The sequence below is a fragment of the Sinorhizobium americanum genome (assembly GCF_001651855.1).
In the GTDB taxonomy this organism is placed as follows: Bacteria; Pseudomonadota; Alphaproteobacteria; order Rhizobiales; family Rhizobiaceae; genus Sinorhizobium; species Sinorhizobium americanum.
Map to the genome: position 1 here is coordinate 1 of NZ_LNQC01000032.1, position 13,783 is coordinate 13,783.

Below are 13,783 nucleotides of genomic sequence, written 5' to 3' on the forward strand. Positions count from 1 at the left end.
CAATGCCGCTCAAAAAGCAACCGGACCCAAGGAAAAGCCGCCGAATAACGGTGTTTTCCCCTTGAGTTCTTTCATTGGAGACGATCATGATCACCTGCTTCATCCGCTACGAGATCGACCCGTTCCGCAAGGACGATTTCGCCACCTATTCCCGCAACTGGGGCGAGGCCATTCCACGCTGCGGCGCCGACCTCATCGGCTATTTCGGTCCGCATGAAGGCTCGGCGACGACCGCCTATGGCGTCTACAACATCGAAAGCCTCGCCGCCTATGAAGCGTACCGGGCGCGTCTTGCCGCTGATCCGCTCGGCCGCGAGAATTACGAATTCGCGCGGCGCGAGCGTTTCATCCTCAAGGAGGACCGCATGTTCCTGAAGAACGTCTCGCTGCCGCATGGCAAGGAGTGATGCGATGATCGCGGTGATTTTTGAGGTTCTGCCGGCCGAGGGCAGGCGCGAAGCCTATCTAGCCCTTGCCGCCGACCTGCGGCCGCTGCTCGACGGTATCGACGGTTTCATCTCGATCGAGCGATTCCAGAGCCTAGCCGATTCGAACAAGCTGCTGTCGCTCTCCTTCTGGCGCGACGAAGCGGCGGTGAAGGCCTGGCGCAACGGTGGGGAACATCGCGCGGCACAGGCCGAGGGGAGGAACGGCGTTTTCGCTGACTACCGGCTGCGGATCGCAGCCGTCGTCCGCGACTATGGCCTCAACGAACGGCACGAGGCGCCGCCGGACAGCCGGCAGTGTCATGAAGGAGATTGCAGTCTCGGCATTGTGGAGAATCAGTAGGAGCGGACTTAACCCTTGCTAGCGAAAAAGTGTATCTCCATGAGCTGCGGCTCAGGATCGCCTTGAAAGAAGTACAATTCGGAATTCGTCTCAAGAACGAGCCTGCTGACCACCTCACTGGCATCGTTTTGACTGAATTCTTCGTAGGGACAGCTGCAGAGAATCGAGCAGTGCTTTGACGGACGACAGCGATATGCCGGGTCGAAAAGCGCCGAGATCGACGTCAATTCCATCGACGAGGCGGAGGGGTGCGGCCTTAGGTTGCGGCTCGCCGCGTCGCGCGTGCCAAAGCTCAAGCCACACCCATTCTACTTCGACACGATTAGCACGCGCTCTTAAAGCAATTTCGAAGTCGCCATATCCCAGTTGGCACATGAACTCCTCGTCAATGCCGAAATCCCACCGATCGGGAATTCCCAGGAATTTTCCCAATTCTTCTAATCTGGAGCCAGGAGCAAGGGGAGTATGAACCGCACCGAGTAGCATTGATGTAATTGAGATCTTTCTCATCATTTTGTCTTTTTCCGAGGTGCCGCGACCACCTGGCCCCGCCATTGTTGCTCAGTGTCTTATGATCAATCATTTTGCCGAGTTACTCTTCCCTCATTGGCTTGGCGACAATCCAAAATTTTCCCGGCTGGCCTTCAGGCTTTGGTAACCATCTTCGGTAACCATAAGTGCTATAGTCAGTCCCGAGTAAGCGTATTTGCGAGTTGCCCATGTCTTCAGTTTTTTCGCTTGCCGAAATCTCCCGTGCCGCCCGTCCGCTGAGCTGGCTGGACAGCATCATCAAGGGAGATTGCGTGGCCGCGCTGAACGCGCTCCCCGACAATTCGGTCGACGTCGTCTTTGCCGATCCGCCCTATAATCTGCAGCTCGGCGGCATGCTGCACCGGCCCGACCAGTCGCTGGTCGACGCGGTCGACGACGAATGGGACCAATTCGCTTCCTTCGAGGTCTATGACGCCTTCACCCGTGCCTGGCTGCTTGCCTGCCGCCGCGTGTTGAAGCCGACCGGCACACTCTGGGTGATCGGCTCCTACCACAACATCTTCCGGGTCGGCGCGATCCTCCAGGATCTGCATTTCTGGATCCTGAACGACATCGTCTGGCGCAAGACCAATCCGATGCCGAACTTCAAGGGCCGCCGCTTCCAGAACGCCCATGAGACGCTGATCTGGGCGACGCCGAACGCCAAGGCGAAGGGCTACACCTTCAATTACGAGGCCATGAAGGCGGCGAACGATGACGTGCAGATGCGTTCCGACTGGCTGTTTCCGATCTGCTCCGGCGGGGAACGCCTGAAGGGCAATGACGGCAAGAAGGTGCATCCGACGCAGAAACCGGAAGCGCTGCTCGCCCGCATCCTGATGGCCTCGACCAAGCCCGGCGACGTCGTGCTCGATCCCTTCTTCGGCTCCGGCACCACCGGCGCCGTCGCCAAGCGCCTCGGCCGCCATTTTGTCGGCATCGAGCGCGAGCAGGACTATATCGACGCCGCCGCCGAACGCATCGCTGCGGTCGAGCCGCTCGGCAAGGCGACACTTTCGGTGATGACCGGCAAGAAGGCCGAACCGCGCGTCGCGTTCAACACGCTCATCGAAAGCGGCTTGATCAAGCCCGGCACGGTGCTGACCGACGCCAAACGCCGCTACAGCGCCATCGTGCGCGCCGACGGCACGCTTGCCTCCGGCGGCGAGGCCGGCTCGATCCACCGCCTCGGCGCCAAGGTCCAGGGGCTCGACGCCTGCAACGGATGGACGTTCTGGCATTTCGAAGAAGGGAACACCCTGAAGCCCATCGACGAACTCAGATCCGTCATTCGAAATGACCTGGCAAAACTGAACTGATCAACCAGCTCCGCTCAGGTCCTTCGAAAAGCGCTCCGCCCGGTCTTGTACCTTCAGTCCCGGAAGGAGAGCTTTAAACGCCCGGAATCCGATGAGGATTCCGGGCGTTTGTATGAGGTGGGACGCCCTCATCCTGCTGCCGCGACCTTCTCCCCGTTTTGACGGGGAGAAGGGGCATGCCGCGCCGCCTCGTCCCCTCTCCCTGCCTGCGGGGAGAGGGCTAGGGTGAGGGGCAATCGTATACCCGTCGGCTCAAAGAAAGAAGTCGTCGACGCGCAGGCTGGTGGCGCCGTTCACCTTGATCTGGAAGTCGGCATAGCCGTCGCCGTTGACGTCGCCGGAAAGAATGCCGGAGCGGAAGTTCAGTTCGCCGGCGTCTCCCGAAAATGCGCCGCTACCGATGAAGGTGAATTTCTGGTTGCCGCTCCAGGTCGTGTCGGCATCGATCGTCGAAAGATCGATGACGTCAAATTCCGAACGGTGGAAATCGGTGATCACGTCGCGTCTGCTGCCGACGACCGATTCGCTGATCGCGTTGAAATCAAAGCTGTCGGTGCCCGTGCCGCCGACCATGTAGTCGAAGCCGCTGCCGCCGCGCAGGATGTCGGCGCCGGAACCTCCGTAAAGGTCGTCGTCGCCGCTGCCACCGTCGAGGAAGTCGTCGCCGGCGAGGCCCTCGAGAATGTCGTGGCCACCGAGCCCGCGCAGCGTGTTGGCGACGGAGCTGCCGGTGATATCGTCATGGCCGTAGTTCGTGCCGGTGGCGTTCTCGATGCTGATCAGGTCCTCGCGCCGGCCGCTGCCGGTGGTCGCGTATTTGTAGCCGAGGTCGATCGTCACGCCCTTGCCGCGCTCCGCGCTCCAGTCGTCCTGGAACTGGTAGCTGATCGAGTCGATGCCCGCGCCGCCGTTGAAGTAGTTGTTGAAGCCGGCCGAGAGGAAGGTGTCGTTGCCGGTCTCGCCATAGTAGTCGCTGGCATAACCGTCAATCTCGAAGCGGTCGTTGCCGCTGCCGCCATAGACGACGTCGTAGGAGCTCGTGTCGCGCGCCCGGATGTCGGTGACATAGATGTCGTTGCCGGCACCCATATAGATGTCGTTGCCGCCCTCGTAGGAGTTCACCACGAGATCGTTGCCATAGCCTGCATCGACATAGTTGTACCCGCCGTAGCTGTCGGTCCTGTTCAGGTAGATATCGTCGTCGCCGTCATAGCCATAGATTTCGACCTCGATATAGCTGTTCTGCTTGAGGATATCGGCGTAGTTCGTACCGTAGATGCGCGTGACCATTAGCCCGACCTTTTCAGCGAAGGCGTTGAAATCTAACGCGGATCATGGAGGAGCAAAGCTGAATGGCGGGTGAACCGAATGCGGCGTTTTCGTGAATTCGCTGGCGGGTTCGGCGGTCAGGATCGCGCTGTCAGGCCTGGGTCGCCACTGCCGGACCGACACCGTCAAGCACGTCCAACGGTTGCACGCCATAGGCTGCCAGATCGGCCCTCAGCCTTTGGGCATCGACGAAGTGGACGGCATGCCAGCCCGCCGCCTGGGCGCCTTCGACGTTGGCCGGGCTGTCGTCGATGAAGATCGTCGCCGCGGGGTCGAGACCGAAGGTACGGGCATGGGTCCGGTAGATTTCGACATCCGGCTTGATCAGCCCGACGTCGCCGGAAACCGTCACGCCCCGCGGCAGCGTCAGGAAAGGAAAGCGTTTCTGCGCCTCGCGAAACGTGTCGGAGGCGAAGTTGGTCAGCATCGTCACGTCGCGGCCTTCGGCAATCAGGCTTTCCATCAGCGCGACCGTATCTTCATAGGCATGCGGCACCATCTCGTGCCAGTGGCGGCGAAAGGCGCGGATATGCTCTTCCCGTTCCGGGTGCTCCTCGATCAGCAGCGCCTCGGCCTCTTCCCAGGAACGCCCCCGGTCCTGCTCGACATTCCAGTCGTGGGTGCAGACATTGGCGAAGAACCAGCTGCGCTCCGCCTCGTCCGGGATGATCCGCGAGTAGGGGATCTGCGGATCGTAATGGATCAGCACCTTGCCGATGTCGAAAACGATGTGGCGGATGTCGATGCTGCTCATGAGAATTCCTGAATGACTACTGGATGGCCGGCGGGCGGCGTGACCTTGCCTTACACGGCTTTGAATGCGTGCGGTATAGCCTGCGTGATTGCTTTTTTCATGACGGTCGGCAGCGCCTGGCCCTTCAAAGACGCGATCGGCTCCCACCAGCCCTCGGCACAGGCCACGGCCTGGGCGACCTTGGCGCGGTAGACCGAGAGGCGCAGTTCGAAATGCGTGAAGACATGGGTGACCGTGCCGCAGGCCTCCCAGGCGGCCGCGAAAGGCTGCGCCTCGACCGAAGTCTCGCCGTCGCGGCGCGCGGTCCAGCCCGTGCCCGGCACTTCCGTCATGCCGCCAAGGAGGCCGGTCTCGGCGCGCTTGCGCAGGTAGACGGCGTCAGCATGGTCGATCGCCACAAAGGCGGCGCCGAGGCGCAACGGCTTTTCCTTTTTGCCCGCCTTGCGCGGAAACGTCTCAGGATCGGCGACGGCGAGCGCCCGACAGTTCGAGCGGAAGGGACAGAGGGCGCAGGCGGGGCGCTTCGGCGTACAGATCGTGGCGCCGAGATCCATCATCGCCTGGGCGAAATCGCCCGGCCGGTCCGAGGGCGTTAGTTCGGAGACGAGCCGGCGCATCGCCGGCTTGGCGGCCGGCAGCGGCGTCTCGATTGCATGAAGACGGGAAATCACCCGCTCGATATTGCCGTCGAGCACGGCGCTTCTTTGGTCGAAGGCGATCGCCGCAACCGCGGCCGCCGTATAGTCGCCGATGCCGGGAAGGGCTTTCAGTCCTTCCTCCGTCTCCGGGAAGCGGCCGCCATGGTCGCGCGCCACCGCCTCGGCGCATTTCTTCAGATTGCGCGCCCGGGCATAGTAGCCGAGGCCGGCCCAGGCCTTCATCACCTCTTCGGTTTCGGCGGCGGCCAGGTTTTCCACCGTTGGCCAGAGCTTTAGAAACTTGTCGAAATAGGCCTTGACCGCCTGCACGGTGGTCTGTTGCAGCATGACTTCGGAGAGCCAGACATGGTAGGGGTCGGCAACGGCGCCGCGCGCCGCCATCGGCGGCGACACACGCCAGGGCAGATCGCGGTGATGGCGATCGTACCAGTTGAGCAGCAGGGTGGCGGCTTCGGTCGCCTTCAGGGTGTCGAGCGTCATTTGCCGGAGAGTCCTTTTCCGGCCTATACTTGGCCGACGCCCGCCCGGGCTTCAAGGCTTGATCCAAGTTGCGAACAGAAAGTCGTTCCGGTGAGTGAAGCGAAGTCCCGCAAGGGCGTTGTGCAGATCAGCGAGATTGCGAACGGCTTGATCGATCCGGTTCTGGCCAAGCGCGCCGGCATCAACACGATGCTGCTCGGCTCCTGGGACGAGATCGCCGGATCGGATTTTGCCGATTGCACGCGACCGGAAAAGATCGCCTGGCCGCGGCGCTCCTCGGAGATCGGCAGCGATGGCGGCTACCAGCCCGGCGTGCTGACGGTCGCTTGCGAAGGCGCGAGGGCGCTGTTCCTGACCCACGCTCAGGGCGAACTGATCCAGCGCATCAACGGCTTCTTCGGCTTCCATGCGATCGGCCAGCTTCGGATCGTCCAGAAGCCTGTCGCGCCGCCGCCCAAGCCCTACCGGCGGCCGCGGCCGCTGACTGGCGAACCGGCACGCCGGCTCGACACCATGGTTGAAGGCATCGAGAGCGAGGCGCTGAAGGCCGCGCTGAAGCGCCTCGGTACGGCGGTCCTGTCTCAGCGCCGCAAGTAGTTCACCATCAAGGGGTCACAATTCTTTGAATTCAGTTGAAACACCACCCCTTGTCGCCTTGCACTGAGCAAGTTATCGAAATCACACTTCAATTTTACCCTCCTAGAACACGGGTCCTTTCCATGTCCGCTTCCGAAACGAGCCTTCCGAAACGCCTGCTGGGCGGTGCCGCTGTCGCGGCGATTGCCCTGGTGCTTGCAGCCTGCAGCGAAGAGAAGAAGGAGGCGGCTTCCAAGGCGCCGGCCGAAACATCGGCCAGAGCGGATGCAACGATCACCGGCTCCACCGCTGCGACCCCGGCCGCTTCCGGTCAGGCGAAGCCCGCCGGCACCGAGGTCGCACAGGCTTCCACTTCGGCTGCCAAGGCCGAGCTGCCGCAGTCGGAAGGCAGCGTCGACGTGCAGAAGCTGATGGAGCCTGGCGCTCTTCCGGATATGGCGCTCGGCGAGTCCAATGCGCCCGTGACGATCGTCGAATACATGTCGATGACCTGCCCGCATTGCGCCAACTTCCACAACAAGACCTTCGACGCCATCAAGGCGAAATATGTCGACAGCGGCAAGGTGCGCTTCGTCATCCGCGAATTCCCCTTCGATCCCCGCGCCGCGGCCGCCTTCATGCTGGCGCGCTGCGCCCCCGAGGGACAGTATTTCCCAATGATCTCCATGCTGTTCAAGCAGCAGGAACAATGGGCAGCCGCGGAAAACGGCCGCGATGCACTGCTGCAGATGTCGAAACTCGCTGGTTTTACACAGGAGAGCTTCGAGGCCTGCTTGACGAACCAAAAACTTCTGGATGATGTGAACGCAGTCATGCAGCGCGGCGCCAAGGAGTTCGGAGTGAAATCGACGCCGACCTTTTTCGTGAATGGCGAGCACTATTCGGGGGACATGTCGGTTGACGTTATGTCGGCCCTCATCGACAGCAAGCTCTGATCCTTCGCTTTTCCTGACAACGGGCGACGGCCGCGGCCGTGCGCCCGTTTTTTATGTTCGGCAGGGCAGAGGGGGGTATTGCGCCCCATGAAATTCAACAAGCTGCGCCTGCTCGGCTTCAAGTCTTTCGTCGAACCGACGGAATTCATCATCGAGCGTGGCCTGACCGGCGTCGTCGGCCCGAATGGCTGCGGCAAGTCGAATCTCGTCGAGGCGCTGCGCTGGGTGATGGGCGAGAACTCCTACAAGAACATGCGCGCCTCCGGCATGGACGACGTGATCTTTTCCGGTTCGGGCAACCGACCGGCGCGCAATACCGCCGAGGTCGGCCTTTACCTCGACAATAGCGACCGTACCGCGCCTACCGCCTTCAACGACAGCGACGAGATCCAGGTGACGCGCCGGATCGAGCGCGAGCAGGGATCAGTCTACCGGATCAACGGCAAGGAGGCGCGAGCGAAGGATGTCCAGCTGCTCTTCGCCGACGCCTCGACCGGCGCCCGCTCGCCGTCGATGGTCGGGCAAGGCAGGATCGGCGAGCTGATTGCCGCCAAGCCCCAGGCCCGCCGGCAATTGCTCGAAGAGGCGGCCGGCATTTCCGGTCTGCACTCGCGCCGTCACGAGGCCGAGCTGCGGCTGAAGGCGGCCGAGACCAATCTTGAGCGGCTCGATGACGTCACCTCGCAGCTCGAAAGCCAGATCGAGAGCCTGAAACGCCAGTCGCGCCAGGCCAATCGCTTCAAGATGCTGTCGGCGGAAATCCGCCGGCACGAGGCGACGCTGCTCCACATCCGCTGGGTACAGGCCAAGGAGGCCGAAGCCGAGGCCACCAGCCAGTTGAACCAGATCACCGCGCTCGTTGCCGAAAGGGCGCAGGCGCAGATGGAAGCGGCCAAGCATCAGGCAATCTCGAGCCTCAAGTTACCGGAGCTGCGCGAGAACGAGGCGAAGCTTGCTGCAGCGCTGCAGCGCCTGCAAATCGCACGCGCCCAGCTAGAAGAAGATGCCGGGCGCATCCTGCGCCGGCGCGACGAATTGCAGCGGCGGCTCTCGCAGCTTGCCGAGGATATCGCCCGCGAGGAGCGGCTCGTCGCCGACAATGCCGGCATACTTGCTCGCCTCGACCAGGAGGAAGAAGAGCTGCGCGATGTGCTCGCCGAGGCGGACGAGCGTGCCGCGGAGGCCCGCGAAAGGCTGGAGGAAGCCAATGAAAGGCTTTCCGGCAGCGAAGCCGATCTCGCCCGCCTGACCGCCGAACGCGCTGAAGCGCAAGCGGCGCGCAACCAGCTCGAGAGGACACTGCGCGATCTCTCCGAGCGGCAGGCGCGGCTTGCCCGCCAGCTCGCCGGCCAGGGGCGCGAGCTCGAAGGCCTCGACCGCCAGATGGCGGCCCTCCCGGACCCGCACGAGAAACAGGGACAAGTGGAGGCCGCGGAGGCGGCGCTCGAGGAGGCGGAGGCGGTGGTCGTTGCCGTTGAAGAAGGCCTTGCCGAAGCGCGGGCCGAAGAAGCGGCCGCCCGCCCGCCCGTCGACCAGGCGCGGGCCGGGCTGAACGGTATCGAAACCGAGGCCCGCACGATCCGGCGGATGCTGGACGCGGCCGGCGCCAGCGCCTATCCGGCGGTCGTCGAGGATATGAAGGTGGAGCGCGGCTTCGAGACGGCGCTCGGCGCCGCCTTGGGCGACGACCTCGATTCGCCGCTGGAGCAGGCGGCCGCCGCCCACTGGCGCATGCCCGGCGACCACGCCGACGACCCGGCCTTGCCCGGCGGTGCCTTGCCGCTCAGCGACTATGTCAGCGCCCCGGAAGCGCTGGGCCGAACGCTGCGCCAGATCGGTATCGTCGAAAGCGAATCCGAGGGGGAACGCCTGCTGCCGCTCTTGAAGTCGGGCCAGCGGCTGGTGACGAAGGAAGGCGCCGTCTGGCGTTGGGATGGCCATGTCACCGGCTCGGAGGCGCCGAGCGCCGCCGCCTTGAGGCTCGCTCAGAAGAATCGCCTGTCCGAGCTCGAGGCGGAGGCCGCGGATGCAGCCGAGGTGCTGCGTCGTGCGGAGGCGGATCTCGACGCCGCCGGCGCGCGCATCCGCGCCGAGGACGAGCGGCTGCGGCTGTCGCGCGACGCCCAGCGGATGATGTCCCGGCAGCTCGCCGAGGCGCGCGACGCGTTAGCAGCGGCCGAGCGCGCCTCCGGTGATCTTGTTCGGCGCCGGGCGGTGCTCGCAGAGACGAAACTTCAGCTTGAGGGCCAGGTCGAGGAAGCGGCCGAGCAGATCGAGGCGGCGAACGACGCGCTGGCCGCGGCGCCCGACCTCTCGGAGCTTGAGCTGCGGCTGCGCAGCCAGACTGCCGACGTTGCGGCAGACCGCGCAGCGGTCGCCGAAGCGCGCGCCGCGCATAACGGCCTCGCGCGCGAAAACGAGGCGCGCCTGCGCCGGCTGACGGCGATCGCCGCGGAGCGCGAGACCTGGCGGGCGCGCGCGTCGAACGCAGAAGAGCACATCGCGACGCTGCGCGACCGCGAGGCGGAAGCGCGCGAGGAGGTCGAAGAGCTCGTCGATGCGCCCGACGAGTTCGACGACAAGCGCCGCGCCCTGGCGAACGAGTTGCAGAAGGCGGAGACGGCGCGCCGCCAGGCGGCTGACATCCTCGCCGAGGCGGAGACCCGCCAGCGTGAAGCCGATCGCCTTGCCGCGACAGCGCTGTCGGAACTCGCGGAAGCGCGCGAAAAGCGCGGGCGGGCCGAGGAGCGGCTCGTCTCGGCCCGCGAGCGGCGCGTCGAGACCGAGGCGCGCATCCTGGAGGCGCTTTCCTGCGCACCGCACGAGGCGATGCGCCTCACGGGACTGGCCGCCGATGCTGCCTTGCCCGACATGCGCGCCGTCGAGCGGGAACTCGAACGGCTGAAGATCGAGCGCGAGCGGCTCGGCGCCGTCAACCTGCGCGCCGACGAGGAGCAGAAGGAACTTTCCGAACGGCTGGCGGCGCTCCTCAAGGAGCGCGACGACGTCATCGAGGCGATCCGCAAGCTCCGAAGCGCCATCCAGAACCTCAATCGCGAGGGTCGCGAACGGCTGATTGCCGCCTTCGACGTGGTCAATGTCCAATTCCAGCGGCTCTTCACCCATCTCTTCGGCGGCGGCACGGCCGAACTGCAACTCATCGAGAGCGACGATCCGCTGGAGGCCGGCCTCGAAATCCTCGCCCGTCCGCCGGGCAAGAAACCGCAGACCATGACCTTGCTTTCCGGCGGCGAGCAGGCGCTGACAGCGATGGCGCTGATCTTCGCCGTCTTCCTCACCAACCCGGCGCCGATCTGCGTGCTCGACGAAGTCGATGCACCGCTCGACGACCACAATGTCGAGCGCTACTGCAACCTGATGGATGAAATGGCCGCCTCGACCGAGACGCGCTTCATCATCATCACCCATAACCCGATCACCATGGCCCGCATGAACCGCCTGTTCGGCGTCACCATGGCCGAGCAGGGCGTTTCGCAGCTCGTCTCCGTCGACCTGCAGACGGCCGAGCGCATGCGTGAAGCGGTCTGAACCAGCGGCCATCCGTCGACGAGAGACCCGCCGCAGGCGCTGCTGCATTTTTGATGCACTGCAGCAAAAATCTTCGCCGAGTGCATTTTCAGACCGAACCATATACTGTAGATCGTCCATCAAAACTGTTTCTGGGTGGAGAACAGGCATGACGAAATGGGTCTACACCTTCGGCGGAGGCAAGGCCGAAGGGAGTGCGGGGGATCGCAACAGGCTGGGCGGCAAGGGCGCGAACCTTGCCGAAATGTGCAATCTCGGCCTGCCGGTGCCCCCCGGCCTGACCATCGTCACCGATGCCTGCAACAGCTATTTCGACAACGGCCGGGAGATGCCTGAAGGCCTGCGCGAGCAGGTGCGCGAAGGCATTGCCCGGATGGAAGAGATCACCGGCCGCGTTTTCGGCGATACCGATCATCCCCTGCTTCTCTCAGTCCGCTCCGGCGCCCGCGCCTCGATGCCCGGCATGATGGATACGGTCCTCAACCTCGGTCTCAACGATCAGTCGGTGCACGCGCTGGGGCATGATGCCGGCGACGCGCGCTTCGCCTGGGACAGCTACCGCCGCTTCATCCAGATGTATGGCGACGTCGTGCTGGGCGTCGATCACGAGATCTTCGAAGAGATTCTCGAAGAAGAGAAGGCGCGGCTCGGCCACGAACAGGACCCCGAGCTTTCGGCCGTCGAATGGCAGCATGTCATCTCGCGCTACAAGGAAGCGATCGAGGAGGTGCTCGGCGAACCCTTTCCGCAGGATCCGGAGGTCCAGCTCTGGGGCGCGATCGGTGCCGTCTTCTCGAGCTGGATGAACCCGCGGGCCATCACCTACCGCCATCTCCACGCCATTCCGGCCGCCTGGGGCACCGCCGTCAACGTCCAGGCGATGGTGTTCGGCAATCTCGGCAATTCGTCGGCAACCGGCGTCGCCTTCACGCGCAACCCGTCGACCGGCGCCAAGGAGCTCTACGGCGAGTTCCTGGTCAATGCGCAAGGGGAGGACGTGGTCGCCGGCATCCGCACGCCGCAGAACATCACCGAGGCCGCCCGGATCGCGTCCGGCTCCGACAAGCCGTCGCTGGAAAAGCTGATGCCGGAGGGCTTCGCCGAGTTCGAGGCGATCTGTCAGACGCTCGAGCGCCACTACCGCGACATGCAGGACCTCGAATTCACCATCGAGCGCGGTAAGCTCTGGATGCTGCAGACCCGCTCCGGCAAGCGCACCGCCAAGGCGGCGCTTAAGATCGCCGTCGACATGGCCGAGGAGGGGCTGATTTCCAAGGAAGAGGCGGTCACGCGCATCGATCCGGCATCGCTTGACCAGCTTCTGCATCCGACCATCGATCCGCATGCCCGCCGCGACATCATCGGCTCGGGGCTGCCGGCCTCGCCGGGGGCGGCGACGGGCGAGATTGTCTTCACTTCCGAGGAGGCGGTGCAGGCCGTCAAGGAAGGCCGCAAGGTCATCCTGGTTCGCGTCGAGACGAGCCCGGAGGACATTCACGGCATGCATGCGGCTCAGGGCATCCTGACGACACGCGGCGGCATGACGAGCCACGCCGCCGTCGTCGCCCGCGGCATGGGCACCCCTTGCGTCTCCGGCGCTGGCAGCATCCGCGTCGATCAGCGTGGCGAACTGTTGATCACCGCGAGCGTCACCCTGAAGAAGGGCGAGGTGATCACTATCGACGGATCGTCGGGCCAAGTGCTGAAGGGCGAGATCGCCATGCTGCAGCCGGAGCTTTCGGGCGATTTCGGCAAGATCATGCAATGGGCCGACCAGAGCCGCCGGATGACGGTGCGCACTAATGCCGAGACGCCCGCGGATGCGCGCGCCGCCCGCTCCTTCGGGGCCGAAGGCATCGGCCTCTGCCGCACCGAGCACATGTTCTTCGAGGACGACCGCATCAATGTGATGCGCGAGATGATCCTCGCCGAGGACGAGGAGGGCCGGCGCGCGGCCCTTGCGAAGCTCTTGCCGATGCAGCGCTCCGACTTCGTCGAGCTCTTCTCGATCATGCACGGCCTGCCGGTGACGATCCGCCTTCTCGATCCGCCGCTGCATGAATTCCTGCCGAAGACCGACGAGGAAATTGCCGAAGTCGCCGGCGTCCTGGCGCTCGATCCGGCGCATCTGCGCCAGCGGGTCGATGCGCTGCACGAGTTCAATCCAATGCTCGGCCATCGCGGCTGCCGCCTCGCTATCTCCCATCCGGAAATCGCCGAAATGCAGGCGCGCGCCATTTTCGAGGCCGCCGTCGAGGCGGCGCGCAGCACGGGCGCGCCAGTGGTTCCCGAGATCATGGTGCCGCTCGTCGGGCTGCGTGCGGAACTCGACTATGTCAAGGAACGGATCGATGCGGTTGCCAAGGAAGTGATCGGTGAGGCGGGGATCGGCATCGACTATCTGGTCGGCACGATGATCGAACTGCCGCGCGCCGCCTTGCGCGCCGACGTCATTGCCGAAGCGGCCGATTTCTTCTCCTTCGGCACCAATGACCTGACCCAGACGACTTTCGGCATCTCGCGCGACGACGCGGCCCAGTTCCTCGCCACCTACCAGCAGAAGGGCATCATCGAGCAGGATCCGTTCGTCTCGCTCGACTTCGACGGCGTAGGCGAACTGATCCAGCTTGCCGCCGAGCGCGGCCGCCGGACCAAGAACGGCCTGAAGCTCGGCATTTGCGGCGAGCACGGCGGCGATCCGGCGTCGATCCGCTTCTGCGAGGAGGCCGGCCTCGACTATGTTTCCTGCTCGCCCTTCCGCGTGCCGATCGCCCGGCTGGCGGCGGCACAGGCGGCGATCAACGGCAACGGCAAGGCCGAGGCGCTGGCGGCGAGCTGACG

The 13,783-nt window shown here is 64.3% G+C and carries 11 protein-coding genes; 7 read left to right on the top strand and 4 right to left on the bottom strand.

Going from position 1 to position 13,783, the window contains the following annotated elements; translation table 11 throughout:
* Positions 1–86: 86 nt before the first annotated feature.
* A complete protein-coding gene (locus ATC00_RS01320) occupies positions 87–407 on the top strand; it encodes an NIPSNAP family protein (protein WP_037379975.1) in 321 nt (106 codons plus the stop codon).
* 4 nt (positions 408–411) lie between these two features.
* A complete protein-coding gene (locus tag ATC00_RS01325; protein ID WP_037379372.1) occupies positions 412–789 on the top strand; it encodes an antibiotic biosynthesis monooxygenase family protein in 378 nt (125 codons plus the stop codon).
* Positions 790–903: 114 nt separating this feature from the next.
* Here ATC00_RS01325 and ATC00_RS01330 read toward each other — a convergent pair whose 3' ends face one another.
* Positions 904–1,302, bottom strand: a complete 399-nt coding sequence (locus ATC00_RS01330) for a hypothetical protein (protein WP_037379375.1) — start codon at positions 1,300–1,302, stop codon at positions 904–906.
* A gap of 206 nt (positions 1,303–1,508) precedes the next feature.
* Here ATC00_RS01330 and ATC00_RS01335 point away from each other — a divergent pair, with 206 nt between their 5' ends.
* Positions 1,509–2,639 carry a site-specific DNA-methyltransferase gene (locus ATC00_RS01335; protein ID WP_064251729.1) on the top strand — a complete coding sequence of 377 codons (1,131 nt, stop codon included), beginning with the start codon at positions 1,509–1,511 and terminating at the stop codon, positions 2,637–2,639.
* A gap of 252 nt (positions 2,640–2,891) precedes the next feature.
* On the opposite strand, the gene ATC00_RS01340 is transcribed toward ATC00_RS01335, so the two are convergent.
* The 3 genes from ATC00_RS01340 to mutY all read right to left on the bottom strand — a co-directional run bounded on the left by ATC00_RS01340 (position 2,892) and on the right by mutY (position 5,861).
* Positions 2,892–3,929 (bottom strand): calcium-binding protein, encoded by a 1,038-nt coding sequence (locus tag ATC00_RS01340; protein ID WP_037379378.1) that lies wholly within the window; start codon positions 3,927–3,929, stop codon positions 2,892–2,894.
* Positions 3,930–4,059: 130 nt separating this feature from the next.
* Positions 4,060–4,722, bottom strand: coding sequence for an HAD family hydrolase (locus tag ATC00_RS01345; protein WP_064251730.1), 663 nt, complete (start codon positions 4,720–4,722; stop codon positions 4,060–4,062).
* Positions 4,723–4,772: 50 nt separating this feature from the next.
* The gene (gene mutY / locus ATC00_RS01350; RefSeq protein ID WP_064251731.1) at positions 4,773–5,861 is read right to left on the bottom strand and encodes an A/G-specific adenine glycosylase; all 1,089 of its coding nucleotides are present in this window, start codon (positions 5,859–5,861) and stop codon (positions 4,773–4,775) included.
* Positions 5,862–5,951: 90 nt separating this feature from the next.
* Between mutY and ATC00_RS01355 the strand changes: the two genes are divergently transcribed.
* The 4 genes from ATC00_RS01355 (at position 5,952) to ppdK (ending at position 13,781) form a co-directional block, all read left to right on the top strand.
* On the top strand, positions 5,952–6,458 hold the full coding sequence (locus tag ATC00_RS01355) for a DUF721 domain-containing protein (protein WP_037379383.1): 507 nt from the start codon (positions 5,952–5,954) through the stop codon (positions 6,456–6,458).
* 122 nt (positions 6,459–6,580) lie between these two features.
* The gene (locus ATC00_RS01360; protein WP_064251732.1) at positions 6,581–7,393 is read left to right on the top strand and encodes a DsbA family protein; all 813 of its coding nucleotides are present in this window, start codon (positions 6,581–6,583) and stop codon (positions 7,391–7,393) included.
* Positions 7,394–7,480: 87 nt separating this feature from the next.
* Positions 7,481–10,942 (top strand): chromosome segregation protein SMC, encoded by a 3,462-nt coding sequence (gene smc / locus ATC00_RS01365; protein WP_064251733.1) that lies wholly within the window; start codon positions 7,481–7,483, stop codon positions 10,940–10,942.
* 148 nt (positions 10,943–11,090) lie between these two features.
* A complete protein-coding gene (gene ppdK / locus ATC00_RS01370; RefSeq protein ID WP_037379390.1) occupies positions 11,091–13,781 on the top strand; it encodes a pyruvate, phosphate dikinase in 2,691 nt (896 codons plus the stop codon).
* The last annotated feature ends 2 nt before the right edge of the window (positions 13,782–13,783 follow it).